The sequence below is a fragment of the Acinetobacter sp. CIP 51.11 genome (genome assembly GCF_000369665.1).
Lineage (GTDB): Bacteria > Pseudomonadota > Gammaproteobacteria > Pseudomonadales > Moraxellaceae > Acinetobacter > Acinetobacter lwoffii_S.
Window position 1 is genome coordinate 1,756,308 of record NZ_KB850129.1, and the last position, 22,982, is coordinate 1,779,289.

Annotated in this window: 23 protein-coding genes; 3 read left to right on the plus strand and 20 right to left on the minus strand. The window is 42.3% G+C overall.

Annotated features, from left to right (window positions below; all coding sequences use genetic code 11):
* The 17 genes from F894_RS12100 to acnD form a co-directional block, all read right to left on the minus strand.
* On the minus strand, positions 1-2,439 hold the full coding sequence (locus F894_RS12100; RefSeq protein ID WP_005247929.1) for an AI-2E family transporter: 2,439 nt from the start codon (positions 2,437-2,439) through the stop codon (positions 1-3).
* A 121-nt stretch (positions 2,440-2,560) separates the two neighbouring features.
* A complete protein-coding gene (locus F894_RS12105) occupies positions 2,561-3,001 on the minus strand; it encodes a YybH family protein (RefSeq protein ID WP_005247931.1) in 441 nt (146 codons plus the stop codon).
* Positions 3,002-3,426: 425 nt separating this feature from the next.
* Complete coding sequence (locus tag F894_RS12110) at positions 3,427-3,789, minus strand: 5-carboxymethyl-2-hydroxymuconate Delta-isomerase (RefSeq protein ID WP_005247933.1); 363 nt, start codon at positions 3,787-3,789, stop codon at positions 3,427-3,429.
* A gap of 135 nt (positions 3,790-3,924) precedes the next feature.
* Entirely contained in the window at positions 3,925-4,263 is a 339-nt protein-coding gene (locus tag F894_RS12115) for a zinc ribbon domain-containing protein YjdM (protein WP_005247934.1), read from the minus strand.
* Positions 4,264-4,387: 124 nt separating this feature from the next.
* A complete protein-coding gene (locus tag F894_RS12120) occupies positions 4,388-4,834 on the minus strand; it encodes an SRPBCC domain-containing protein (RefSeq protein ID WP_005247936.1) in 447 nt (148 codons plus the stop codon).
* Between the two features lie 250 nt (positions 4,835-5,084).
* Positions 5,085-5,474: a ribonuclease E inhibitor RraB gene (locus F894_RS12125; protein ID WP_004645916.1), complete on the minus strand. Its 390-nt coding sequence runs from the start codon at positions 5,472-5,474 to the stop codon at positions 5,085-5,087.
* A gap of 261 nt (positions 5,475-5,735) precedes the next feature.
* Positions 5,736-6,668: an SNIPE associated domain-containing protein gene (locus tag F894_RS12130; RefSeq protein ID WP_005247938.1), complete on the minus strand. Its 933-nt coding sequence runs from the start codon at positions 6,666-6,668 to the stop codon at positions 5,736-5,738.
* Between the two features lie 583 nt (positions 6,669-7,251).
* Positions 7,252-7,917 (minus strand): pseudouridine synthase, encoded by a 666-nt coding sequence (locus F894_RS12135; protein WP_005247939.1) that lies wholly within the window; start codon positions 7,915-7,917, stop codon positions 7,252-7,254.
* Positions 7,918-8,001: 84 nt separating this feature from the next.
* Positions 8,002-8,715: an SIMPL domain-containing protein gene (locus tag F894_RS12140; RefSeq protein ID WP_005247941.1), complete on the minus strand. Its 714-nt coding sequence runs from the start codon at positions 8,713-8,715 to the stop codon at positions 8,002-8,004.
* Between the two features lie 120 nt (positions 8,716-8,835).
* Positions 8,836-9,084: a DUF6868 family protein gene (locus tag F894_RS12145; RefSeq protein ID WP_005247943.1), complete on the minus strand. Its 249-nt coding sequence runs from the start codon at positions 9,082-9,084 to the stop codon at positions 8,836-8,838.
* A gap of 530 nt (positions 9,085-9,614) precedes the next feature.
* On the minus strand, positions 9,615-9,878 hold the full coding sequence (locus tag F894_RS12150) for a hypothetical protein (RefSeq protein WP_005247945.1): 264 nt from the start codon (positions 9,876-9,878) through the stop codon (positions 9,615-9,617).
* Between the two features lie 113 nt (positions 9,879-9,991).
* Positions 9,992-10,213 carry a hypothetical protein gene (locus F894_RS12155; protein ID WP_004732115.1) on the minus strand — a complete coding sequence of 74 codons (222 nt, stop codon included), beginning with the start codon at positions 10,211-10,213 and terminating at the stop codon, positions 9,992-9,994.
* A gap of 164 nt (positions 10,214-10,377) precedes the next feature.
* On the minus strand, positions 10,378-10,521 hold the full coding sequence (locus F894_RS15205) for a zinc ribbon-containing protein (protein ID WP_004645925.1): 144 nt from the start codon (positions 10,519-10,521) through the stop codon (positions 10,378-10,380).
* A gap of 118 nt (positions 10,522-10,639) precedes the next feature.
* On the minus strand, positions 10,640-11,272 hold the full coding sequence (locus F894_RS12160; RefSeq protein ID WP_212749441.1) for a hypothetical protein: 633 nt from the start codon (positions 11,270-11,272) through the stop codon (positions 10,640-10,642).
* A 225-nt stretch (positions 11,273-11,497) separates the two neighbouring features.
* Positions 11,498-12,064, minus strand: a complete 567-nt coding sequence (locus F894_RS12165) for an IS630 family transposase (protein WP_155756638.1) — start codon at positions 12,062-12,064, stop codon at positions 11,498-11,500.
* Positions 12,054-12,509: a helix-turn-helix domain-containing protein gene (locus F894_RS12170; RefSeq protein ID WP_004973749.1), complete on the minus strand. Its 456-nt coding sequence runs from the start codon at positions 12,507-12,509 to the stop codon at positions 12,054-12,056. The genes F894_RS12165 and F894_RS12170 overlap by 11 nt, the downstream gene beginning before the upstream one ends.
* An 801-nt stretch (positions 12,510-13,310) precedes the next feature.
* Positions 13,311-15,929 carry a Fe/S-dependent 2-methylisocitrate dehydratase AcnD gene (acnD, locus tag F894_RS12180; RefSeq protein WP_005247952.1) on the minus strand — a complete coding sequence of 873 codons (2,619 nt, stop codon included), beginning with the start codon at positions 15,927-15,929 and terminating at the stop codon, positions 13,311-13,313.
* Positions 15,930-16,443: 514 nt separating this feature from the next.
* Between acnD and F894_RS12185 the strand changes: the two genes are divergently transcribed.
* Together F894_RS12185 and F894_RS12190 are read left to right on the plus strand one after the other, a co-directional pair.
* Complete coding sequence (locus F894_RS12185) at positions 16,444-18,576, plus strand: multicopper oxidase family protein (RefSeq protein WP_005247953.1); 2,133 nt, start codon at positions 16,444-16,446, stop codon at positions 18,574-18,576.
* Between the two features lie 114 nt (positions 18,577-18,690).
* Complete coding sequence (locus F894_RS12190; protein ID WP_005247954.1) at positions 18,691-19,416, plus strand: CAF17-like 4Fe-4S cluster assembly/insertion protein YgfZ; 726 nt, start codon at positions 18,691-18,693, stop codon at positions 19,414-19,416.
* Positions 19,417-19,469: 53 nt separating this feature from the next.
* Here the strand turns inward: F894_RS12190 and F894_RS12195 are convergent, their stop codons facing one another.
* Positions 19,470-19,715, minus strand: coding sequence for a hypothetical protein (locus F894_RS12195; RefSeq protein WP_004645929.1), 246 nt, complete (start codon positions 19,713-19,715; stop codon positions 19,470-19,472).
* A gap of 263 nt (positions 19,716-19,978) precedes the next feature.
* Here F894_RS12195 and F894_RS12200 point away from each other — a divergent pair, with 263 nt between their 5' ends.
* The gene (locus tag F894_RS12200; protein ID WP_005247956.1) at positions 19,979-20,776 is read left to right on the plus strand and encodes a tetratricopeptide repeat protein; all 798 of its coding nucleotides are present in this window, start codon (positions 19,979-19,981) and stop codon (positions 20,774-20,776) included.
* 82 nt (positions 20,777-20,858) lie between these two features.
* On the opposite strand, the gene F894_RS12205 is transcribed toward F894_RS12200, so the two are convergent.
* A complete protein-coding gene (locus F894_RS12205) occupies positions 20,859-21,785 on the minus strand; it encodes an AEC family transporter (RefSeq protein ID WP_005247959.1) in 927 nt (308 codons plus the stop codon).
* A gap of 60 nt (positions 21,786-21,845) precedes the next feature.
* Positions 21,846-22,955, minus strand: a complete 1,110-nt coding sequence (locus F894_RS12210; protein WP_005247961.1) for an NADH:flavin oxidoreductase/NADH oxidase — start codon at positions 22,953-22,955, stop codon at positions 21,846-21,848.
* Between the last annotated feature and the right edge of the window lie 27 nt (positions 22,956-22,982).

A 22,982-nucleotide genomic window follows, 5' to 3' on the forward strand; every position in this document is an offset into this window, starting at 1 on the left:
CTAGTCCTTATTTAAAATGCTTGCCGAGGTGGCTGGCTGCATCTGCTCAATCTGCTTCTGTTTATCTTTTTTCTTGCGCTCATTGCTCAAAGTCGCCATTAAATCCTGCGCCAAAGCCTTAAGTAAAATCATATCTTCGGCCTGCATCTGCCTCGGTTGTTTATCCAGCAGACACAGACTCCCAAGCGCAATTCCATTTTTATCTTTTAAGGGCACACCGGCATAGAAACGGATATGATGCTGTCTTAACTCTGAAAGATGTGGAAAGCGCGGATCACGCTGCAAGTCTTCTATCACCAGAGGCTCATTCTGATAGAGTAAATGGGTGCAGACTGAATCCTTGCACATTTGTCGGGTTGCAACAGGCTCTGACGTAAAAGGACTGATTGGAATATACATTTCATGCTGATTTAGCCAGGAAATTTGTGCGTAATCAACATCAAAAGCCTGACGGGCTTCTTCAATATATTGTTTATAAAGGATCTGATGACGGTGATCTAATAATCCCAATTCATTTAAAGCCTGCTGCCGTTCTTTTTCATTCTTGATCTCCAGATTCTCAAACCAGCTTTCGCCTTCATTCAAGGTATAAGTTTCGATAGTCAGAATCAGATCATCGACATTATTGACCAGTGCCTCCAGCTCAAAACGTTGTTGCAGTTCATCCAGAAGCTCGAGCTGCATCACGCTCCAAGTAGCAAAAATGATTTTCAGCTCAGGATATTGCTGCGCCAGTCTATATTTCAGCAACCGAATCTGTGCTGCAGGCGCATGATGAAAAATCGACACACATAAAATCTTGATCGAAGCTGGCAGTACAATACCCTTTCCTGATTCACTCGATTGAATCAGCACATCCGGATCATTTCGGGCAGCAATATTTTTGAGATTCAGCGCGTGTGCCACCATGGCAGAAATCTGGGTGTCAATTTCCCAACGCGCACCGACACAATAAACTTCGGGCTGCTCAGCACTTAATTTACTTGGATAGGCTTTTTGAAATGCATGATTAAAGAATTGCAAGCCCTGATAAAGACGCAACCGGTGTTCGGCAGTAACATCAGTATCATGTCCTTGAGAATAAATCCGAATGGCTGGAATGGCCACTTCGCCATAGAACATTTGGACACGACGAGCTACCTCCTCTGCACTGGGTTTTTTCGGTAATTGCGCACAGATATAATCATTGGCTACCTGCATTGCGTCATTGACTTCATCTGCCACCAGTCGCTGGTAAAAGCGTTCGGAGGGTGACAATACTGGCGTACTGCCGAGCAAGGTTTTGACAAAACCCAGTGCCGGCACATAATTGGACAAAACCAGCAGACAAGCAGTCAAAGGGGTCGACAAGATCAGCCCTACCGGTCCCCAGAGAGTGGTCCAGAACGTGGCAGCCAGAATAATCGCCAAGGTAGACAGACCGGTACTTTCCCCATAGAGCCAAGGTTCAATCACGTTATTGCTGATGAGTTCCAGCACCAGTATCAAGGCGACAGTCCACAGCACCATGTCCCAGCCCGGATCAACGGCGAAAGCCAGTGTAATCGGGAAAATAGCTGAAACGATCGGGCCAACATAGGGTACAAAACGCATAACCACCGCGACCAGCCCCCACATGATCGCTGCTGGCACGCCAATCAATAACAGCCCAATCGCCATGGGAATACCATAAGTGACATTGACCAGCAGCTGCATGCGCAAATAGGTCCCGATACTTTTGCCGGCATCATCCAGCGCATCGGTGCCGATATTCAGATTACCGCCCAAGAGTTTTAGAAAGCGGTCATGCAGGTCTTTGCCATTGAATAAAATCAATACCATAAACAGGAACACAATCCCGATAATCGCCAGTGGATTCAGAATTTTATTCAACCAGTCCAGCGCAGCCTCTTCACTCGTTGGTTCCAGGCCCACGACTTTGACATTCTGCACATTCGGGTCTTCTGTTTCCTGTTCGGGTGCGTCTATCGAATTTTCTACCGTGTCAAAGGTCTGGATCGCGCCATCCCACATACTCGGTCCTTGACGATAGTTTTCAAGCATTTTCAGTTTTTGCTGGATGGTGTCCTGATATTGCGGCAGTTCCTGACTCAACTTGCCGAGTTGTACTCCCAAATAAGTTGCAGTGCCGCCTAGAAATGACAAGGTCAGGCACATGACCAAGCCAATCGCCGCCCATTGGGGACAGCCCCAGCGCTTTAAGCGAGAAACCAGAGGAGAAAGTAAAAATGCCAGCAGAATGGCCAAAGCCAGCGGAATAAAAATATCACGACCAAAATACAATGCCGTCATGACCACAGCAGCAATTACAAAGCCAGCCATCATTCTGAGTGCATGTTGGGTGCGCTGCCGCTCGGACTGATCCGGCATCAATACTTCAGTCTGTTGTTGCAGGTTGACCTGTCTTGGTTTTACTTGACTGTTCTTGTTGTTATCCACCTGAAGAGTCCTAAAATATTATTCCTTCAACATAATTTAGGACTTTCTATATTTTTGTTACAAAGGTATTCCTGTAATCATTTGCAAAGATATTTCACTTAAATCTTTTCAGGTAAATGGATTAACTCACGCTTTTGATCCGGCGCATTTTCCGGGTTTCGAGTTGCACAGGGACTGAAGTATGTTGATGTAACAATTGCCATTTGCCCTGCTGCTTGCTCAGGCACATGCTGACCCGACACCAGCCCAACTGGAAAATCGGTTCAATCACCGCATAATTCACCCGGACATAACCATCGACTACAGCCAGATCAGAAGTGACATGAATATTAAGATCTTGGCGTTCGATGCGTATTCCTTCCGGCATAAAGCTTAAATATTGTTGCCAGAGTGCCTGATAGGCCTCGACACCTTTCACTTCCATACTGACATCGACCAGACGGATCTCCGGTCGGCACAATTGAACAATATCCTGAATATCGAGTCTGGCTATGGCATTGTCCCACTCCTGAAGAAATGCCATGACTTCCCGAGCCAATTGTTCATCCCCAAAAACCTGCATCAAATTTCCCTCAACCGGACAAGTCAGACCTGAAATCGGAATTCAATCAACTCACCCGATTTCTGATCTTTTGTTCTTATTATTTTGCCTATGCTAAAGCGTTATTCGCTTTGCTCTCCCCACTGCCTGATTGGATACAGTTCACCTGAAGATTATTTTTTAAATTATTTTTATTTCAATCAGGATGAATATGCTGTTTCTAGATTGGATGATTCAAAAATCAGCAGCGATTAAAATCTACTTTAGAACTTTTATCGCATGCCTGTAAATGACATAAAGCGTCATTTAAAAATAGAAATAATTTTAGATCTGAATAAGATAGCGAGCTGTTACAGACCAAGTCGATCTGTTTATAAATTTACTACGGCGTTGATGAAGTTTTAAGGCATTTGATCCATGTGATATCAGCAGATAAAAGCCATCATTCAGATAATGGCTTTACTATAGGTCTGCTTTGGCATTTCAATGATTTCGACACAAAGCTGTATTTTGAATTCAGGTTGTGGCGCAATATATTGCTGCATGACGTTGAGCACCAATTCGGAAATCGCCTGACGAACTTCGACACTGCGCCCGCTCAACAGTGAAATTTTGGCATGTACATAGGCCTGATCTGTAACAGCATTCAGTCCAATCACATAATCCTGCTGCATAATCGCACGACTTTTTAAATCATTGGGATCGGTGACATGGCCGGCGTTAAAAAGTGCCTGATGGATCACGACCAATAAGGGTTTGATCTCGATATGTTGCAGATTGTCAGAATATTCCAGATGCAAGTGCGGCATTAAAGTGGTCTCAAATCGAAATGCGAGGATCAGGGCGGCAGGAAAATGATTAGCCCAGAATTTCAGCAATAATGAGAATAATACGAATCATCAACCGTATTATTCTCTAGTCAGAATTTTAGTCTAGGGCTAAATTTAAGCTTTCTTGACATATTCGGATTTCAGTTTCATCGGGCCGATCCCCTCGATTTTACAATCGATATCATGCCCATCGGCAGCATCAGGCAACAAACGGATACTTTTGACTTTAGTGCCCACTTTCACCACTGAAGATGAACCTTTGATTTTCAGGTCTTTAATCACCGTGACGCTATCACCGTCCGCCAGCACATTGCCGTTGGCATCCTTGATGATCACTTGTTCTTCAGTGACTTCACCTTCTTTCCACTCATGTGCACATTCAGGACAGATCAGTAGATCGCCATCTGTATAGGTATATTCAGATTGACATTTTGGACAGTTTGGCAGACCCATAAAAACCTCGAAAAAAAGAGAAAAATAAAATAAATGAAACAAATAAGCTCACAGTATAGCATTTTTGTCAGGCGCGCTGATGGAGAGGACATTGGGATGAAACCAACACAGGAGATCCAAGGAATTAATTGTCTGAAATCTGCGGATTAACCAGCAAAGACAGGAGTTGCAGTGATTCCTGCCAACTCAAATGACATACCGCTGGCGGCACCACATCCGGATAACCCACCTGAATAATGTGTAAACCGGTACCGATTGACACTTTTTCAAAGATGATCGTGACCTCTATTTCACCCTGCAAGTCGAGGGTAGAAAACTGATCGGTATAGCGCAGCAGCTGATTGGGAATGACCTCATGATAAATGCCATGAAAATGATGTTGGGTTCCGGTAGAAAAATTGGTAAAGGTCGTTTTATAGCTGCCGCCGGGTTTGACTTCCGCATGTTCTACTTTGGCAATAAAGCCATGTGGTGCCAGCCATTTGGCCAGTGCATCCGGATGTACAAAGGCACGATACACCCGCTCCGGTGGTGCACTAAACACACGATGCATTTTTAAGGTGTAACTCATTTTTTCTTGTCCTTTGTTCTTATTATTTTTTATTGCGGGATATTCCCTGCATTTGTTGTGACTAAATCCTCAGCATCATCAGCCTGAGTTAAGTACTCATTTGAGTTATTTTATCCAGTTTTGAGCTGGCTATATATAATGAGTATGTATCTATACTCAAGCTCAAACCTTCGTATAGCAATTAAAGAGTAATAAAAAAAACCCGGCAGCACCGGGTTTCTTACTTTAAATCATTTAAATACAAGCATGCTCAGCTACTACGCAGGCTGCTCTCTTCGTCATCCAGCTCATCATCATAGACATAGGCCATACAGCCCCAACCATCATATTCACCCTGAAATTGTGCAGCGATTTTGCTGAACCATTGTTCCAGATCCACGATATCTTCGTAGGCAGGCTCCATATATACATAAATCGTGATGATCCATTCCAAGGTATCGCTATCTTCGTCCTGAAACAGGCTAATTTTTTGCTCTTCTTTTAATAGATGCAAGGCACAACGATCTGCCTGCGCTTCATCCGCAAAGGCAATCGAAAATTCAATTTCGTGCGCTTCTTGCAAGTCGTCGCCATCCTGATGCATTTGCCACAGTACATTGCCATTTTCATCGTCAGGGAATTGATTGTAATCACGTGACATAGAAGTATCCTTATTATGATGCTGTTTTATTCTGCATTTAAGATTAGCTGATTTTTGTACAATTATCGAGATACAGACAAAAAATATTATCTTTTAACCATAAATAAACATATGATTTTTATAAATATAAAAATAAGTAAGGGGATCAATATATTCAAGATTCCTTAAGACCAAAAATCCTGAAAAATATCAGGATTTAAACCAACTTATGGCATTCAGAATACTCTGGTAAAAATCTTCTAGACCTATGAATGTCATGATCTACGCGATGTGTGAATGCGGATGATCCTGTTTCAGTTGCAAAAGCAGTGCAGCGAACTTGAGCTCCTCTAAACGCAGATCAAGATAGGATTCTTGAATCATCGCCTGACTCAGTGCCTGCCCGGTATAATTCAGCAAGACATAATCATCCTTTAAGGCTTGCAGCATCTCGCCCAGATTTTCTGTGCTTAATTGAGAGAGATATAAATCTGCCTTACAGTTGAAAGCCAAACTAAGGATTTCAATAGTACTTCGACGGCGATTGTCGTCGACATAATTACAGCTCGCTACCTGCTGTGTTTCTATGGCCTGCCGAATTCTGTCACGGACATTGCGTAAATTCCGAGCCGCATCATTTTCGCTATAGCCCTCAATCAACTGCACTAAAACCTGTGTTGCGGGAAGCTGCAAGCCGAAGCGCTTGGCCTGTATTTTATGCTCTAAAGCACTCAACACCTCTTGCAAGCGATGCTGTTGCTTGGCCTGTTCATAATAACCGTGCAAACTTTGTCGGGCCTGCTGTTCGACCTCGGCTAGGGCCTGCGCCTGAAACTGGGCAAGATAATCTTTTACTCTTACGATATAGGACTTGAGATCATTAATCATGATCGAAGCATCCAGCTTGGTCGCTTCAACAAAGTTTTCGGCCTGCAAAGTCCGGTTAATAATATATTGCTCGATATCCCAGATATCCTGATATTTTTTATATTTATTCAGCGCAATGTTTAAACTGCCATTCTGTACCCGTAGTTGGGTGATTTCATAATTCAATTCATCGACTTGAGTTTCATAATCTGCCAATTTGCTGCGGGAATGATCCAGATTTTCCTGTAAAAACTGGATATTGCTGCGTAATGAAGCCTGTACCTTCAAGCTCCATAGCAATGCACATATTAAAATACTCGCGAGAACGAAGAGAGCCGTATTGAGCATCGTTCTTTCCTTTAACCCCGGGCAGTGCCCTAAACCATCAAATTAAAAATTTATTATAAAGTCATGATTAATTTTGCATCACTTTAGCCAGATAAGCAAAGCCATTAATCACCACTAAGTCATTCATTCATTTTATTTTTCTACAAAATTTTTTATCGGCAATTCATTTATGACAGACTGCTTTCCGGCTCAAGTCAAATCCATTCTGAAACAACTTACGATGTTTTTTATATCAAAAGATATAATTTGAAAGTTTAAAAATAATGAAAGGAAATTTAAAAAATCATAGAAATAAAGGCATCAGGCCTATAACAGGAGATAAAAGAATAAAAATTCTCTAGGCTCATCATCAAGAGATAAACCGAACATTAAAATTTATGTGCGGTAGTGACAACCCATCAGGCAATGGATCAGTAGAACATTTCATTTGAACATGCTTGTAAAGCCACTCATATCCAAGTTGCTATCGAAATAAATTCTCACACTTTTTATTCGGTTTGCAGCTTAAGGGATTGATCCTCATTATATTTTTGAGCTTAAAAAGTATATGTCCGGTTGAATCTAACTATTAAGCAGAATCAAATTAGAATGGTACGGCTGCCTTAATTTCGACCGGGACACCACTCAAAGGCTGAGTAAAGGCCAAATAACTGGCATGCAAGGCCATACGATTTAAAGGACTGCACTGGGGTTCGGGATGATAAATTTTATCGCCAGTAATGGGATGACCGATATGCAGCATATGCACGCGTAGCTGATGGGAACGGCCGGTAATGGGGGTCAGCAACACTCGACTAATGTCTTGCTGGGGTAGATATTCTACGGTTTGATACAAGGTTTTGGCGGCCTTGCCCAGTTCATAATGCACCATCTGACGCGGCCGGTTTTCCCAGTCGGTAATTAAAGGCACTTCGACGCTGCCCTCACCTTCAAGTTTGCCTTGTACCAGCGCGACATAATTTTTAAGTACCGTGCGTGCCTGAAACATTTTACTCACCGCCACTTCTGCATCGCGGTGTTTGGCAAACATCAAAATACCGGAGGTGGCCATATCCAGACGATGGGTAATTTTGGCCTGCGGATACTGGTCCAGTACCCGCAAATAGGCACTATCGTGATGTTCAGGTAAACGCCCGGGAACAGACAATAATCCTGCCGGCTTTTCAATCACCACCAGATCCTCATCTTCATAAACAATATGTAGCGGTTCTTGCGGTGGACAATAGACAAAGTCGTTGTTGATGGGCATTTTAGCAGTACAGCATCTGGAACAATGCGCGCAAAATAACAAGCGGCTTCTGGGCTGTCAATCACGGTGCTTGGGCAAATTAAGCTAATCTGCCAGATAATAATCGACCGTCGAGACCACGCGTACTTTCTTCAAATACGGCGTATTGCTGTCGCGATCTTCAATACTAAACAGCCCCTGATTGGCGGACTTGATTTTGCCCAGACTACTTTTTGAATCTGCAGCAAATTTTTCTGCCACACTGCGCGCATTTTCAGTGGCTTGTTCAATCATCGCTGGCTTGATGTCATTCAGCTTGGTAAATAAATATTCCGTTCTTTGTCCGGAATCATCGCCTGCAAAGGCAATGCCTTTTCTACCCAAAGCCACCAGACGACTTTGTGCCGCACGCACTGCATCTATTTTGTGGGTATAGACGGTGATAGTCTGGCTGGCAGTATAACGCAATGCAACATTGGCATCACCGCCATATTGCTGCGCGTATTTATCGGTGATACTCGGTGAAGCACTGGTAATCTCTTCCACGCTAAACCCTTCATTTTTTAAGAAGGTCTGAATTTCCTGTGTATTGGTTTGCATGGTATCGTACAATTCGGCCAGATCCTGACTGCCAGCATTAAAGCGGATTGGCCATACCGCCACATCAGCTTTGACTTCGCGTTCCGACAAGCCTTTGACTGAAACTATACGTTCATATTGTTTAATTTGCAGCGCGCTATTGCCCAGAATCCATCCTGCAATAATCATCCCCAAGCCGATCAAGGCACCTAAAATCAGGGCCGGTTTGAATTGATTCATCCTTCAACTCCTTTGAAATCTTTTTTCGTTCTTATTGATCCTGCCACGCTATCAAGTAGCGATAAAATAATACTAATCCAATCTTATGTTTATCACTTGAAGATTTAATCAACCTAACACTTAACTTTGATTCATCAGATAGATTGCAATTAACGGCGTCAGGTTAAACAGCAGAATGCCAATTTTATACACAGCCATTCCTGAATAATGAATCACATCGAAACTGGTATCTGACAGCTGAAACCATTTTCCATGCACCTGTTTCATCCAGTTTCGGGCAAAGACAAAGACTACGAACCAGATCATGAGAATGACATAATTGATCAGTGTGCAAAACAGTAAAAAACGATACCAGACATCGAGATTCATGAGGATTCCCCTAAGGGGCAACTGATGTTTTTAAAATAACAGATCGTGTTGAGAAATGAAGGATTGATTTGTATCTTGTTTGGATAAATATTTTTCTTAAATTTATGATTTATATTTATTTTAATTTTTTATTCTGCATGTATCGCTAGAGAATTTTTTAGGGTGTTGGGAAAACTCGCAATGGTTTACTTCAACTATCATTCTTTGTAAGACCTGATCTTATAGCCTATAAACTTTTGGTCTATAGCGTCCTAAGCCGGATTGAGACCTTTTGGGTTCGTACTGCACTCGCGTTTTGCGCCGCTCACAGCATGCTACTCTTTCCGATCCCATCACACCCTTGAAAGCTATATTAGGCAAAGATGGACGGGATTAATTTCCTATGTTTTTTTAATTTGCATTAAATCTGAAAATTTATTTCATAATTAACCTCAATATAGAGAAATAAATTCCATTTCTGATTTTTTACGCTTTTTTATTCGCCAAAATTAGACTTTATTGCAATTTATATTCAGGTCAGGATTGTCGTTTTATGGAAAGAATGTTCCCTGAATCCATTGCGCACTAAACCACCAGGCACTGATCGCGGACATTCCGCACAGAAGATTAGCCAAAACCTTGTTGAGTTTGGTCAATTCAGAACTATAAATTTTCAGATTAAGCAGATAAGCGATCACAGCGTAAAACGAGCCAATCGCGCCCCCAAAAAGAATCAGGATCAGTGGCCATGCAGAATAGAAATGGGCTTTTTTATCTAATTTTCCTGACTCTGGTGCGTGCTGTTGAATATCCATAGGTGATAGCCCTCTTTCTAATATATGCACTTGCACTATTTCTAGGCAGATATTTACTCTTTAGAAAATATTTGCCTTCTAGGTCTTTCACTCAAGCAAGAAGCAGACCAGTTTTATCGTACAAAGAGCTGTCGGGTATGATGATTGATATAGGCATTCAGGCCATCGCCATATTGAGCAAGCTGTTTCATGTTTTCGACATGCTGATAACCGGCACTGCTATAGCTATAAGTATAAACTTTCGAGGTTTTCTTAAATTGAACTCGAATAAACTCGTTACCAATCTCGTAATTGGCAACACCTGAGTCATGATTAAGATCAAGATAATGTTGCAATTGAGCTGCCCTAAACACTGTGAATCTAGGCTTTTATATGGGGTTTTATTGGTTAATTTTCAATCAATTTCAAGCTATAAATAGGGATATTTAAATACCAAAAAGCCCTATCGAGTAATAGGGCTTTCATTCAAAACAGAGGGTAACTGTTTGAGTTGTTTTGCTTAGGCATTCTTATTGTTAAATTGATTGCCTTGGCATTTGGTACACGGTGGTAAACGATCAGTACCAATTTCTAAGTAGGTGCGGTGTCCGCATTGAACACAAAAATAGAAGCCTGTTCCGGGTTTTTCGCCAGCAGTAACCATCTTTGTTCTCCATGGTTTTAGAAATGGTCTAGCTAGTATAACCCTCTGGTGATGAATGTCTATTGTCCATTTTTGTAAATGATGGTGTCGATTGGGCGAAGTTACAATCAACTTATCACTAATCATCGGCCACACTTGCAGATGCTTTAGGAATAGCATTTACAATTACAACATCAATATTTGGCAAAGCACTATTTTTAACTAAATTATTAAAATTTTCCCATCGTGATTTTGTTATACCACCATTGTATAAAACTAAATAAATTCCCTTCTGGCTTTTTTCTGCTTTTTTATAAATTGGTAATTGTTTCTCATAACCATGTGCCAACTGTTTATTAGACGTTAATTTAATTTCAACCACTACTTTAGCTGAGGCTCCAAGGCTAATTTTAAAATCGACAGGGCCTCTACCTGCATCTGCTTCAGGTGTTAAATCTAAATTATTTGCATAACAGTATGCGTACGCAATCCCAAAAAATAATAACTGGGATGCAGACTCATGTTTAGGCTTATCTTTGCCATCATAAAGTAACTTACATAATCCATTGTTCTCAATCAATTCTTTAAAATGCATACATATTTGATTTACAATTTCATAAATATTTTCTAATGTGGGTTCCTTCTTCAGTTTTAGCTCTAATGGTGATTCTACTAATATTGATTGAGCCACCCTATACCAACTAGCTTCTCCTGTTTTATCTTCCTCAAAATTATAATAATTTGGTTTCGATTTAGAGTATTCTTCTAACAAATCTTTTAACAAATCAGGATATTGTATGAAAACATTTTTTATATGATTTTTCTTTTCTTGTAGTGTTACTTCCTTATATGCATTTCTAAAAATTTGGTTAAAAAAATCTTTTAACTCTTCATTATGAGCTTTTATCCAATTTAAATCTGCAAAGTCATTTGCAACTGGTAAATCCCTTAAAAACTCTTTAGGTATTAATATAATTGGGTCTTTACTAAGTTGTCATTAAAAAGTAAACATGTATTCTTTTCCGAATTGGTTTGATACTTTCTCCACCCATTGCTCTATTGTGTCAGCTGTCATGACTTGAAAATCTCGCCAATAATATTTCATCTGCTTCCATACCATCTCGATTCGATTTAACTCAGGGCTATAAGCTGGAATAAAATACAGATTCGTCGAAAATTTAGTTTTAAGTAGCTCTCTGTAATCAGCCATCTTTTTACTTTTATGAATCGAGGCATTATCAACAATAAGAACCAATGGAAGGTTATACGTCTGTTTAACTCGTTGAGCTATTCCAGTTAAATAGGCATAAAACCAAGTGCTTGTAACTGACTCTTGTAAACAACTTGTCACTAGTTTCCCCGTTGAAAGCAAACACCCCATGACATTAACTCGTTTTAATCTTATTGCATCAACCGCATGAACATCACCTATCTTTGTCCACACATAGCGGTTATCAGGTGTAGATGAAAACCCTGTTTCATCAACATAACCTAATATAATTTCACCACGTGCCGCTTGCTCTCGTAATTCTTCAATCTGCTGTGTTGCTTGTTCAAATGCAATCGGATCTCTTTTTTTTCAAGCTATGACGGGTACGCTTGAAGACCATACCTGAATCACGTAAAAACTTACGAATGGTTTCAACAGACACGGACACTTCGTATTCTTCATGTAGTTTGACTCGGATTTGTTCTGCATTGAGTGGACTTGTATTGACCCAATCTAGGATTTTCGCCTGATAGTCTGAGATCAATGTATTGGGCCGACCTGAGCGATGACCTTCTTTAATCGATTCAAACTCATACAATTCCCAACGTCGGCGTTGTAGCCTTATCGTTTCTGGGATACGTTCTTGTAGAGTGGCAACTTCCGCAACACTTTTACCTTCGGAAAGCCAGAGAATAGTTTGGGCACGTTGTCTTTCACGCCAATGTTTTGCATGCTTAGCCAGAAAAATGAGTCGTTCTCGCTGTTCTAAACTAAGTGGTACAGAAACAATTCGAGGCATGTGTGAACATCTGTTAACTAAAAAAAACCTTTTCGCATGATTAGTTACTTTTGTCAACTTATAAGGATTCTGTGGTAGTCGATCAGCAGGATAGTTTTTAGAAAATTTTAAGTTTTTCAGCTCTACACCTAACTCATTGCAAATTCTTTGTGTATAGCTAATAAATTCTTTTATTAGAATATTAGTGATCATGTCACTTATTAAGTCTGGACCAACATCATCTTCAAAAGCACCTAATAATTCAAATATTTTAGGATCATCATTACCTGCATTAATAATCGATTTGATATCAGTCAAAATTCTTTGTTTTTTCTTAGGCCCAATACCACTGCCTTTATTACTTTTAGATGAATATCCTATATTAGAACCCTTGATTTCACCTGATTCAAAAAGTGTAAATGCTTTTTTCCAAAATATATCTTTTGGAGAGTTCTGTTTTGCTTGTTTTAATAGTCTTATAATTTTTTCAAAAAAATCTTGAATTTTAATATAAGTGCCTTTGAATTCAGGGATATCAGTCTCTCTAATTAAACTTGGATCTATAAAAAGCCTTGTATCAATACCTAAGATAGGATCAAATGCACCAGTCTTTTTGAATTTTAAAAGATCGATTTTGTACTCATCAGCGAAACTTATAATCATTTTTAACACTCAATAAAAAGCCCCACTTAACAGTAGGGTCTTTTTTAAACAATATCAATAACTTTAATCCACCCTTTGCGAAGCAATGCTTCTCACCTTTAAAAAAGGAGGGAGTTCCCCTCTTTTTTCAAAGAGGGGCTAGGGGTGATTAAAAAAAGATTAAGCTACATTCCCTTCCAAGAAATCCTGTGCAAAGCGCTGCAATACCCCGCCCGCTTCATACACATGCACTTCTTCTTCAGTATCCAGACGGCAAGTCACAGGCACTTCAATAATCTGGTTCTTACCATCATCGGTTGAACGCTCAATCACTAAAGTTAAAGTCGAACGTGGCGCGATATTACCAATCACGCTATACAGCTCAGTACCATCAAGACCTAAAGTCTTACGATCTGTACCCGGTTTAAACTCAAGCGGCAACACCCCCATACCGACCAGATTGGTACGGTGAATACGCTCAAAACCTTCTGCCACAATCGCTTCAACACCTGCCAGACGCACACCTTTCGCCGCCCAGTCACGACTCGAACCCTGACCATAATCCTTACCGGCAATAATGATCAACGGCTGTTTGCGATTCATGTAGATTTCAATCGCTTCCCACATTCGCATCACTTCGCCTTCCGGCTCCACACGTGCTTTCGAACCTTGCTTGATGGTGCCATCAGAACGCACCACCATTTCATTAAACAGTTTCGGATTGGCAAAAGTCGCACGTTGCGTTGTCAGGTGATCACCGCGATGGGTTGCATAAGAGTTAAAGTCTTCCTCAGGCACGCCCATTTTTTTCAGGTATTCACCCGACGCACTGTCGAGCACAATAGCATTCGATGGTGATAAATGATCAGTGGTGATGTTATCGCCCAAGATCGCCAACGGGCGCATATTTGACAAGGTACGCGGTGCAGCCAAAGCCCCTTCCCAATACGGCGGACGACGAATATACGTACTTTGCGGACGCCAGTCATACAACGGACTTGTTGCTTTTTCATTCACACCCAAGTCGAACATCGGAATATAGATTTTTTTGAATTGTTCTGGTTTTACAGCCACTTTTACCAGCGCATCAATTTCTTCATCCGATGGCCAGATATCTTTTAGATAAATCGGGTTACCGTCTTTATCATTTCCTAAAGCATCTTTTTCGATGTCAAAACGGATGGTACCGGCAATTGCATACGCCACCACTAAAGGCGGTGAAGCCAAGAATGCCTGCTTCGCATATGGATGAATACGCCCATCGAAGTTACGGTTGCCCGAAAGCACCGCTGTTGCATACAGATCACGGTCGATAATTTCCTGCTGAATCTTTGGATCTAATGCGCCCGACATGCCGTTACAGGTCGTGCATGCATAGGCCACGATACCAAAGCCCAGTTTTTCTAAATCTTTAAGTACGCCTGCTTCTTCCAAATACAAAGCAGCCGCTTTAGAACCCGGTGCAAAAGAAGATTTCACCCAAGGTTTACGCACCAAGCCCAATTCATTGGCCTTACGTGCTAGCAAACCTGCCGCCACCGTATTACGTGGGTTGGAGGTATTGGTACAAGACGTAATCGCCGCGATAATCACCGCACCATCTGGCATCAAGCCTTCTGCTTCTTGCGCGCGAGCTGCTTCTAAATTACCGGCAATGCCTTTTTCTTTCAGGTCAGATGTCGAGACACGTGCATGTGGATTTGATGGCCCTGCAATATTACGTGTCACAGTCGATAAATCGAAACGCAATACACGTGGATATTCTGCTTGGGTCATATCCGATGCCCAAAGCCCGATCTCTTTGGCATAAGTTTCGACCAGTTTGACTTGCTCAGGCTCACGACCGGTCAAAGTCAGATAATCAATGGTGTTCTGGTCGATATAGAACATCGCAGCAGTTGCGCCATATTCCGGGGTCATGTTGGAAATCGTGGCACGATCACCGACTGACATGCTGTCAGCACCTTCACCAAAAAATTCTAAATATGCACCAACCACACGCTCTTTACGCAGGAATTCGGTTAATGCCAAGACGATATCCGTTGCGGTAATACCCGGCTTGCGCTGACCCACCAGCTCCACACCAATAATATCCGGCAGACGCATCCACGATGCACGGCCCAGCATCACGTTTTCAGCTTCCAAGCCCCCCACACCAATCGAGATCACGCCCAATGCATCAGTATGTGGCGTATGCGAATCTGTACCAACACAGGTATCCGGGAATGCCAGACCATCACGGTTCTGAATCACCGGAGACATTTTCTCCAGGTTGATCTGGTGCATGATGCCATTACCGGCAGGAATCACATCAACATTTTCAAAGGCAGTTTTGGTCCATTCAATAAAATGGAAACGGTCTTCGTTACGACGGTCTTCAATAGCACGGTTTTTCTCAAAGGCATCCGGATCAAAACCACCAAACTCAACCGCTAGTGAATGATCGACAATGAGCTGGGTTGGTACCACCGGATTGACTTTAGACGGGTCACCGCCCTGATCGGCAATCGCATCACGTAAACCGGCAAGGTCAACCAGTGCCGTTTGCCCCAAGATGTCATGACACACCACACGTGCCGGATACCAGGGAAAATCATGTTCCTGTTTACGCTCAATCAGCTGGCGTAAAGACTGTTCCAGAATGGCAGGATCACAACGACGCACCAACTGCTCTGCCAGGACTTTGGAAGTATAAGGAAGTTTGGCATATGCGCCTGGCTGAATATCTTCTACGGCCTGTCGCACGTCGTAATATTCCAGCTGGGTGGATTGCAGCGGTTTACGGTAGTTGTTGTTCATAAGCTTGCCTGCCCTCGTTTATCTCTATTTTTATTCATCAATAGATATCGATGAGTTACTTTTGTAATAGCAGCATTGTACGCTGCACAAATAGCATTTCCCAAATTTTATATTTTTCAAATACTTAATTATAAAAATCGGTATTTTCGCAAAAATTTGTTACATAGACTTTAGAATTTTTGCTTTAAAGCGGTCTTTTGCTAAAAAAATATGAATAATTCGCCTTATTCTTTAGTCTTATGTTGCAAAATATTTCTCTATCTTTTTATTTTATTATTACCCCAAACCATTAATATCATTAATAAATAATTAATTTTATTTGCATTTTTCTAAAGATAAAAAAATATAGTCTCACTGGTTTTCCTAGGCCTGTCCTGCCGCCGCATTTAGCAAAATTTCAATCCCCTAATTTGGGATAGCAGATTTTTTAAAACTATCAGAAGCTCAGTGTGATGCATGTCACATTCTTCGCAATCCTCACATTAAAACAATAACCATAATAGGCAGAACTGAAATGTTGAAAATCGCAATATTCGGAGCTATAGCCGCCATTTTGACGCTCTTAGCTCGCGGTTGGGATGGAACAAAAAATCCATCACCACCGTCCAATCCCTCTAACCCGTCCCAACCTTCTCATCCCTCACACCCATCACCTCCACCCAAACCCTCACATCCCGTTCCGACAACATCAGACAGCTTGATTAGCAACCCACCCCTGTTACCGAAAAGTGCCAAAGGCAAATATGAGCTGATCGTGGCCTATAAAACCAGCAAGCTCTATAACCCCAGAAACGGCTTATGGGATCAGGTACTGCTGAGAGGCTATTTAACCAAACCGAGTTTATTTGATAAGAAAAAAACTGGTGAATATGTCGAGGATCAATTGGTCGGGCCACAGATTCGGGTCAAACAGGGTGAAACCATGGCGCTTAACCTGAATAACCAGCTTCCACCCGAGTCAGAAACAACCTGCCCAACTCATGTTGAGAATGTAAATGAACCACACTGCTTTAATACTACCAACCTGCATACCCATGGCTTCTGGGTCAGTCCTCAAGGCAATAGCGATAATGTCTTTTTGAAATTCAAACCTCAGGAAAAATTTGATTATCAGTTCAAAATGGAACCGAATCATCCTGCAGGGACTTACTGGTATCACGCCCATCTGCACGGTTCAACTGCTCTTCAGGTGTCAAATGGCATGGCAGGCCCATTGATTGTTGAAGGCTCAAGAACGCCAAAAGTCAAAAATGGCAAAGTCACCTCAACTGGAGATATGGATATTCTATGGAAAGAAAAAAACAGTTATCCGAATGAAAATATCCTGATGTTCCAGCAAATCCAATATCGCTGTAGCAATCCCGATCCTAATGTCACATTCGCTGTTCCCAATAACTGTGAAGGTGTAGGTATAGGCATGCTAGAAAATTATAATGACCTGTCTATTGGTGGCTTCTGGACCAACCAGAATTACTACACGTCTATCAACGGTAAAATTGTGGGAGAGATGAAGGTTGAACAGAATGTATTTAACCGCTGGCGCATGATTCATGGTGGAGTACGCGATACCATTGGTTTAATCATAAAGGAAATTCCTGACTCCAGTAAGTTTACTGCAGAGCAAACCATCAAAGCCTGTTCAGCCTATCAGGAGGCAGATAAGAAAGCTGAATTTGACAAGCTGAATAGCCTGAATGTGCATACCATCGCACAAGATGGCTTAACCATGAATCATGTACAGACCAGAACCCTGTCCGTGTTCCATCCTGGTTATCGTCATGATGCAATGGTTGCCTTTCCGACCACCAATAGATACTGCATTTTTGACACCAAATTGAATATCGATGATGAAATTAACGCGCCATTACCGAATGTAGGCCCTCAAATTGCTCCAAATCACCGCTTCAATGCCCAACTGCTGGGATGGGTCAATGTAAAAGCAGCCAAGACCAAGCCTCAGACTGCTGCACAGTTCCTGAAAGATCAGGCACAAAAAATTGGTTTAAGCAAAGACATCCAGGCCCAATTATCTCAACTTAATCTTTCTGCGTTTAGTGATCATCCATCACTGATGACGCCGGAAATTGATAAAGTAGTCGCTGCCCGACCAAAACAATATAGTGCTTTTTCGCTCGGCCCCGACCCTAGAACTGGCGTATTCAAATTTGGCTTCCGGCATAAAAAAGATGGAGATACACTGAGTTTTGGAGATTTCTTTGATGGAGATGGTTCAGTAGATGGCGAATATGTCCGTCAGTTACAAGTTGGACAGACTGATGAATGGGAACTGACCAGCGCTGGTTTTGGTGGTCATCCGTTCCATATTCATGTTAACCCGTTCCAGATTGTTAAAATTTTGAATCCTCAAGGTAAAGATGTCAGTGAGTCAGTAGCCCCAGAAGATCCGGTGAATCCAGTTCTGGATGATGTGCAATACCGTGGCATGAAAGGACAATTTAAGGACACGCTTTTTGTAAAACAAAACTATACCTATATTGTCCGCAGCCACTACAAGAAATTTGAAGGTGACTTCGTACAGCACTGCCATATCCTCGACCATGAAGATCAGGGCATGATGGAAACTGTACGGGTCTGTGGAGGCAAATTCCCTTGTGATTCGCCATTACCGGCTAGCCATCACCATTAAAGATCCGCTCACTAAAAGCCAATGATTTCGATTTTTGGCTTTTTTGTTTGCCTCTATTTGATGCTTGCTGCACAATAACTGCATTGATTTATAGTATTCAAACCGGGGCTTATTATGGCAGCGTCTCCTGCTTTTACATTGTTTAGTCTGAATGGTGTAGATGCACAAAAATTCCTTCAAGGTCAGGTGACTTTGAATACTGAAACTTTGGCGGAAAACCAGACACGCTATACTGCAATCTGCAGTCTGAAAGGACGCATCCAATTTGGCTTATGGCTTAAAAAAATCAGTCCGGAAAGCTTTGAAATCGTGAGCACTGAAGATCAGTCCACGGAACTGGCCAATCATATTAAGAAATTTGGCGCCTTTTCAAAAATGAAACTGGAATTGGTCGGTCCGGTTTATCCAGTCATCAATGGTATTCATACTGACTTTGTGGCGACTGAAACCGATGTGACGATGTGGGAACAGCAAGCCATTGAATCAGGTCAGGCCTGGATTCAGGCTGCGACTGCCACCCTGTTTCAACCACAAGAATTACGTTTGCATCAACGCGAAGGCATTCACTACGACAAGGGTTGCTACCTGGGTCAGGAAGTGATTGCGCGTTTATGGTTTAAAGCCAAGCCAAAACACTGGTTACATCTGGTTCAAGGCACAGGTGCCGCGCCTGATGTTGCGACCAAACTGAATAATGATGTTGAAATCGTCAATAGCATCGCGATTGAGGATGGTTATAAAGCGCTAGTCGTGGCAAAACCTGAAGCATTGACCGAGCTAGGTCTAGAAGTTCTGGAACTTCCTGAAGCCTTAAGTGGTGATGTGGCGCGTCCGCAATAACTCAGGTTCCACCCATATAAAAAAGCCAAGATGAAATTCTTGGCTTTTTTGTTTTAGAAACCATGAAACAGCTTGTTCATGTCTTTTACCACATAATCTTTGAAATGATAGGCCCGCGCATGTTTGGCATCAAACTTTGCCGTGAGTTCACCTTTTTGAAAGACATATACCCGGTCTTCCTGACTCATCAAAAACTCTGCCCCAAGTTTCATCAGCAGCGCATCAATCTTGTCTTCATCGGCAATCGATTCATCAGCATTGATTCTGTCATAGTGACGTTTAATGGTTTTGACAAACATGGTGAAATCCTGGGAGTCTGATTCAAACCGAGATTTAAACAGAGAAGTCGGCTGAAGCAAAGTAATCCTTTTGATATCTGCAGGATTGATCAGAAACCTGTCCGAATCATGCATCGATTTAATCGGTGTATTGTGTTTCGATGATTTGTATTTAGTGACAAATTGTATATTTACAAAGCACAAAATCCTTTTATGATGTAAGTGAAAATGATTAAAACCGCACCAAGGAATAAGGTGCCAGCAATAATAAGGTTATAGGAACCATGAAAAAATTAGTACTCGCTGCAGTTCTCGCCGTTTCTGCGCAATTCGCTCTGGCAAATACCGTAAAAGATCAAGTCGACCCCCAATTCGAAAAAGTTGAGGCCATGGTCAAAGCCAATAATTTTAAAGGTGCCTATGACGCTTTGAATCAATTGGCCCGTCAGGGAAATGCCCAAGCTTTATATAACTTAGGCTATTTGACCCAGACCGGCCAAGGTACAACCAAGGACGAGAAAAAAGCCATTCAGCTTTATGAGCAGGCAGCCAGCAAAGGCTATCCGGTGGCCAATTATGTATTGGGTAAAAATTATGCAGCTGGCACACTCGGACTCAAACAGGATTTGACCAAAGCCAAACAGCATCTGGAACGCGCTTCGGCAGCCAAGTTTGATGATGCCAGCATTGATCTGGCCATACTGCTGTTTTCCGAAAACACAGCAGCATCGAATAAAGCCGGACTGCAAAAGCTGCAACCGTTGATCAGCAAAGGTAATATGCAGGCCATTCATGCCAAAGCCTTATATGACATCAGCAGCGGTTTCAAAAAAAAAGATGAAAAACCGATTCAGCAAGGCCTAAGCAGCATTCAGGAACTGGCCAAAAAAGGTTATATTCCAGCGCTGATGGCAGTAGGTAATATGTTTGCCAATGGCAGTATTGTTCCGCAAAACCTGCCAGAAGCGAAGAAAATCTTTGCCGCACTGGCGCAGCAAAATGTTCCACAGGCCAAAGAGTCTTTGGCAGCGGTAGACAAAATGCTGGCTGAGCAGAAAAAAGCACCTGCGAAGAAAAGTTAAGTTAATTCCACAAAATTAATATATAAAAAGCCCCATGCAATTTGGGGCTTTTTTTGTGGTAGAGCATCCATCTTCTAAAAGGTTATCCCCACCACAAGGCAATTAAGCCACTGGTCACGATAAAACCGGCAATGGTACTCATCAACAATGGCGTTAAAGTTCGATCATTCAGACCATACGCCTGTCCCAACATGCCAAAAATCGTTGGCATCGGCAAAGCTGCAATTAGCGTACCGACACGGACCATTTCCTCATTTAAGTCCGTCAACTGGCTCAGCCCCAGATACATCAATAACGGCATCATGATATTGTTGGAAAATACCAGATAGAAACTTTGCAGATTGACATATTTCAGGCTCATTCCCACGATCCCACCGCCAATGGCAAACAAGGCCAATGGTGAGGCTGTCTGACCAATCAAGGCAAAGACCTGATCGAGATAGACTGGAATTCTAATCTGAAAAACTGCACAGGCCATGCCGAGCATTACCCCCATAAATAAGGGATTCTTTAGCAAAGTCAGCAGTACACTTTTCAGAATGGCGCCGAGATTTGCCTGATGTTGTGTGCCCAGCGCCGCCATGACCAGCACCAGTGGAATCAACAGTACGCTTTCGATGATCACCACCAAAGAGGTATAAGTCATCGCCTGTTGCCCGATCAATAAACTGAGCACAGCCGTACCAATCAGGCCAGTATTCGACATTGCAGCGCCCAGCGACAGCACTGCACTTTGCGAATGCGTATTCTGAAAATGACGGCGCATGATCCAGAAACCGCTGCCATAAAGCAGTAAGGTCACGCTGCTATACACGGCAAAGTATTCAAAATACCAGATTTCATGCAGGTCTTTGGAGGCAAGGGACTGAAAGAACAGCAAGGGCAAGGCTACTTTAATCACAAAAGCACCGACCGTCCCCACCTGCTCTTTGCTTAACACTTGACTCTTTACAGTCAGATAACCCAGTGCCAATAATAAAAATATGGGCACAATGACCGCAAAAATCATAATGCAGTATCCTCTTGCCAGTGATATTCCATTATAAGAATTTCTGAGACTAAAGCAGTGTTAAAAAGGCTCAAACAGGTGATTCAAACCATGCGGTGCACAGCGCAGATATTGCGGTGAAATCTTGATTTTTTCCTCAAGTGCTACCGCTGCATGCCAAGGCCAATGTGGATCATAGAGAATGGCACGAGCCAATGCGATAGCGTCTGCTCGGCCCTTTTGTAAAATATCTTCTGCCTGCTTAGCTTCGGTAATCAACCCTACAGCGATCACAGGAATATTCACGACTTTCTTGATTGCATCTGCAAAAGGCACCTGATAATTCGGCTTCACATCAATGTTCTGTTTGGCATGTAAGCCGGCACTGGAAATATGAATATAGGCAGCACCTACAGCTTCCAGTGCTTTGGACAATTCAATTGAAGAATCAATAGTCCAGCTATCTGGCTGATCCATCCAGTCGCTGGCTGAAATACGCACTCCAATTGGATAACCTTCTGGAACCGCCGCCTTCATGGCTTGTAATACTTCCAGAGTCAGGCGAATCCGGTTCTCCAGTGAACCGCCATACTGATCATCACGTTTATTGGAAAGCGGTGACATGAACTGATGCAGTAAATAACCATGCGCTGCATGCAGCTCAATCAGGTCAAAACCGGCCTCAACTGCACGTTTGGCACTTTTTGCAAAGTCAGCAATGACCTGCTCAATTTCCGACTGGCTTAAGGCTTTAGGTGGATGTTCATCGGCCTGAAAAGGAATATCACTGGCAGAAACAGTTTGCCAGCCATGTGCTTCATTCGGCTTAAACTGACCTTTACCTGCCCATGGTTTATCTGTTGAAGCTTTACGTCCAGCATGTGCGAGCTGAATGGCAAAAGGCATCGGGGAAATGGATTTAACTTTTTCCAGTAAGGTCTTGATCTGCTTCGCCTGTTCGTCATTCCACAAACCCAGATCGGCATAACTGATCCGGCCTTCTGGCTGTACTGCAGTCGCTTCGACGATACATAAACCTGCACCCGATAAGGCATAGTTGGCCCATTGCTGCTCGTGCCAATAGGTAATTTCTCCCTGCTCTGTTGCGGAGTACTGACACATCGGCGCAATTACGATTTTATTTTGAAGTTGCAGTGATCCAAATTGAATAGGTTGAAATAGTAATGCCACGCTGTATTTCCTCTTTTTATTGCCCAG

Bases quoted from the DNA above. Each gene is read 5' to 3' on its own strand.
- F894_RS12185 (WP_005247953.1), top strand. From the start codon at position 16,444: ATGTTGAAAATCGCAATATTCGGAGCTATAGCCGCCATTTTGACGCTC.
- F894_RS12135 (WP_005247939.1), bottom strand. From the start codon at position 7,917: ATGCCCATCAACAACGACTTTGTCTATTGTCCACCGCAAGAACCGCTA.
- F894_RS12130 (WP_005247938.1), bottom strand. From the start codon at position 6,668: ATGCTCAATACGGCTCTCTTCGTTCTCGCGAGTATTTTAATATGTGCA.
- F894_RS12140 (WP_005247941.1), bottom strand. From the start codon at position 8,715: ATGAATCAATTCAAACCGGCCCTGATTTTAGGTGCCTTGATCGGCTTG.
- F894_RS12115 (WP_005247934.1), bottom strand. From the start codon at position 4,263: ATGGGTCTGCCAAACTGTCCAAAATGTCAATCTGAATATACCTATACA.
- F894_RS12120 (WP_005247936.1), bottom strand. From the start codon at position 4,834: ATGAGTTACACCTTAAAAATGCATCGTGTGTTTAGTGCACCACCGGAG.
- F894_RS12170 (WP_004973749.1), bottom strand. From the start codon at position 12,509: ATGCCTCGAATTGTTTCTGTACCACTTAGTTTAGAACAGCGAGAACGA.
- F894_RS12145 (WP_005247943.1), bottom strand. From the start codon at position 9,084: ATGAATCTCGATGTCTGGTATCGTTTTTTACTGTTTTGCACACTGATC.
- F894_RS15205 (WP_004645925.1), bottom strand. From the start codon at position 10,521: ATGGTTACTGCTGGCGAAAAACCCGGAACAGGCTTCTATTTTTGTGTT.
- F894_RS12190 (WP_005247954.1), top strand. From the start codon at position 18,691: ATGGCAGCGTCTCCTGCTTTTACATTGTTTAGTCTGAATGGTGTAGAT.
- F894_RS12110 (WP_005247933.1), bottom strand. From the start codon at position 3,789: ATGCCGCACTTGCATCTGGAATATTCTGACAATCTGCAACATATCGAG.
- F894_RS12125 (WP_004645916.1), bottom strand. From the start codon at position 5,474: ATGTCACGTGATTACAATCAATTCCCTGACGATGAAAATGGCAATGTA.
- acnD (WP_005247952.1), bottom strand. From the start codon at position 15,929: ATGAACAACAACTACCGTAAACCGCTGCAATCCACCCAGCTGGAATAT.
- F894_RS12195 (WP_004645929.1), bottom strand. From the start codon at position 19,715: ATGTTTGTCAAAACCATTAAACGTCACTATGACAGAATCAATGCTGAT.
- F894_RS12205 (WP_005247959.1), bottom strand. From the start codon at position 21,785: ATGATTTTTGCGGTCATTGTGCCCATATTTTTATTATTGGCACTGGGT.
- F894_RS12150 (WP_005247945.1), bottom strand. From the start codon at position 9,878: ATGGATATTCAACAGCACGCACCAGAGTCAGGAAAATTAGATAAAAAA.
- F894_RS12200 (WP_005247956.1), top strand. From the start codon at position 19,979: ATGAAAAAATTAGTACTCGCTGCAGTTCTCGCCGTTTCTGCGCAATTC.
- F894_RS12105 (WP_005247931.1), bottom strand. From the start codon at position 3,001: ATGCAGGTTTTTGGGGATGAACAATTGGCTCGGGAAGTCATGGCATTT.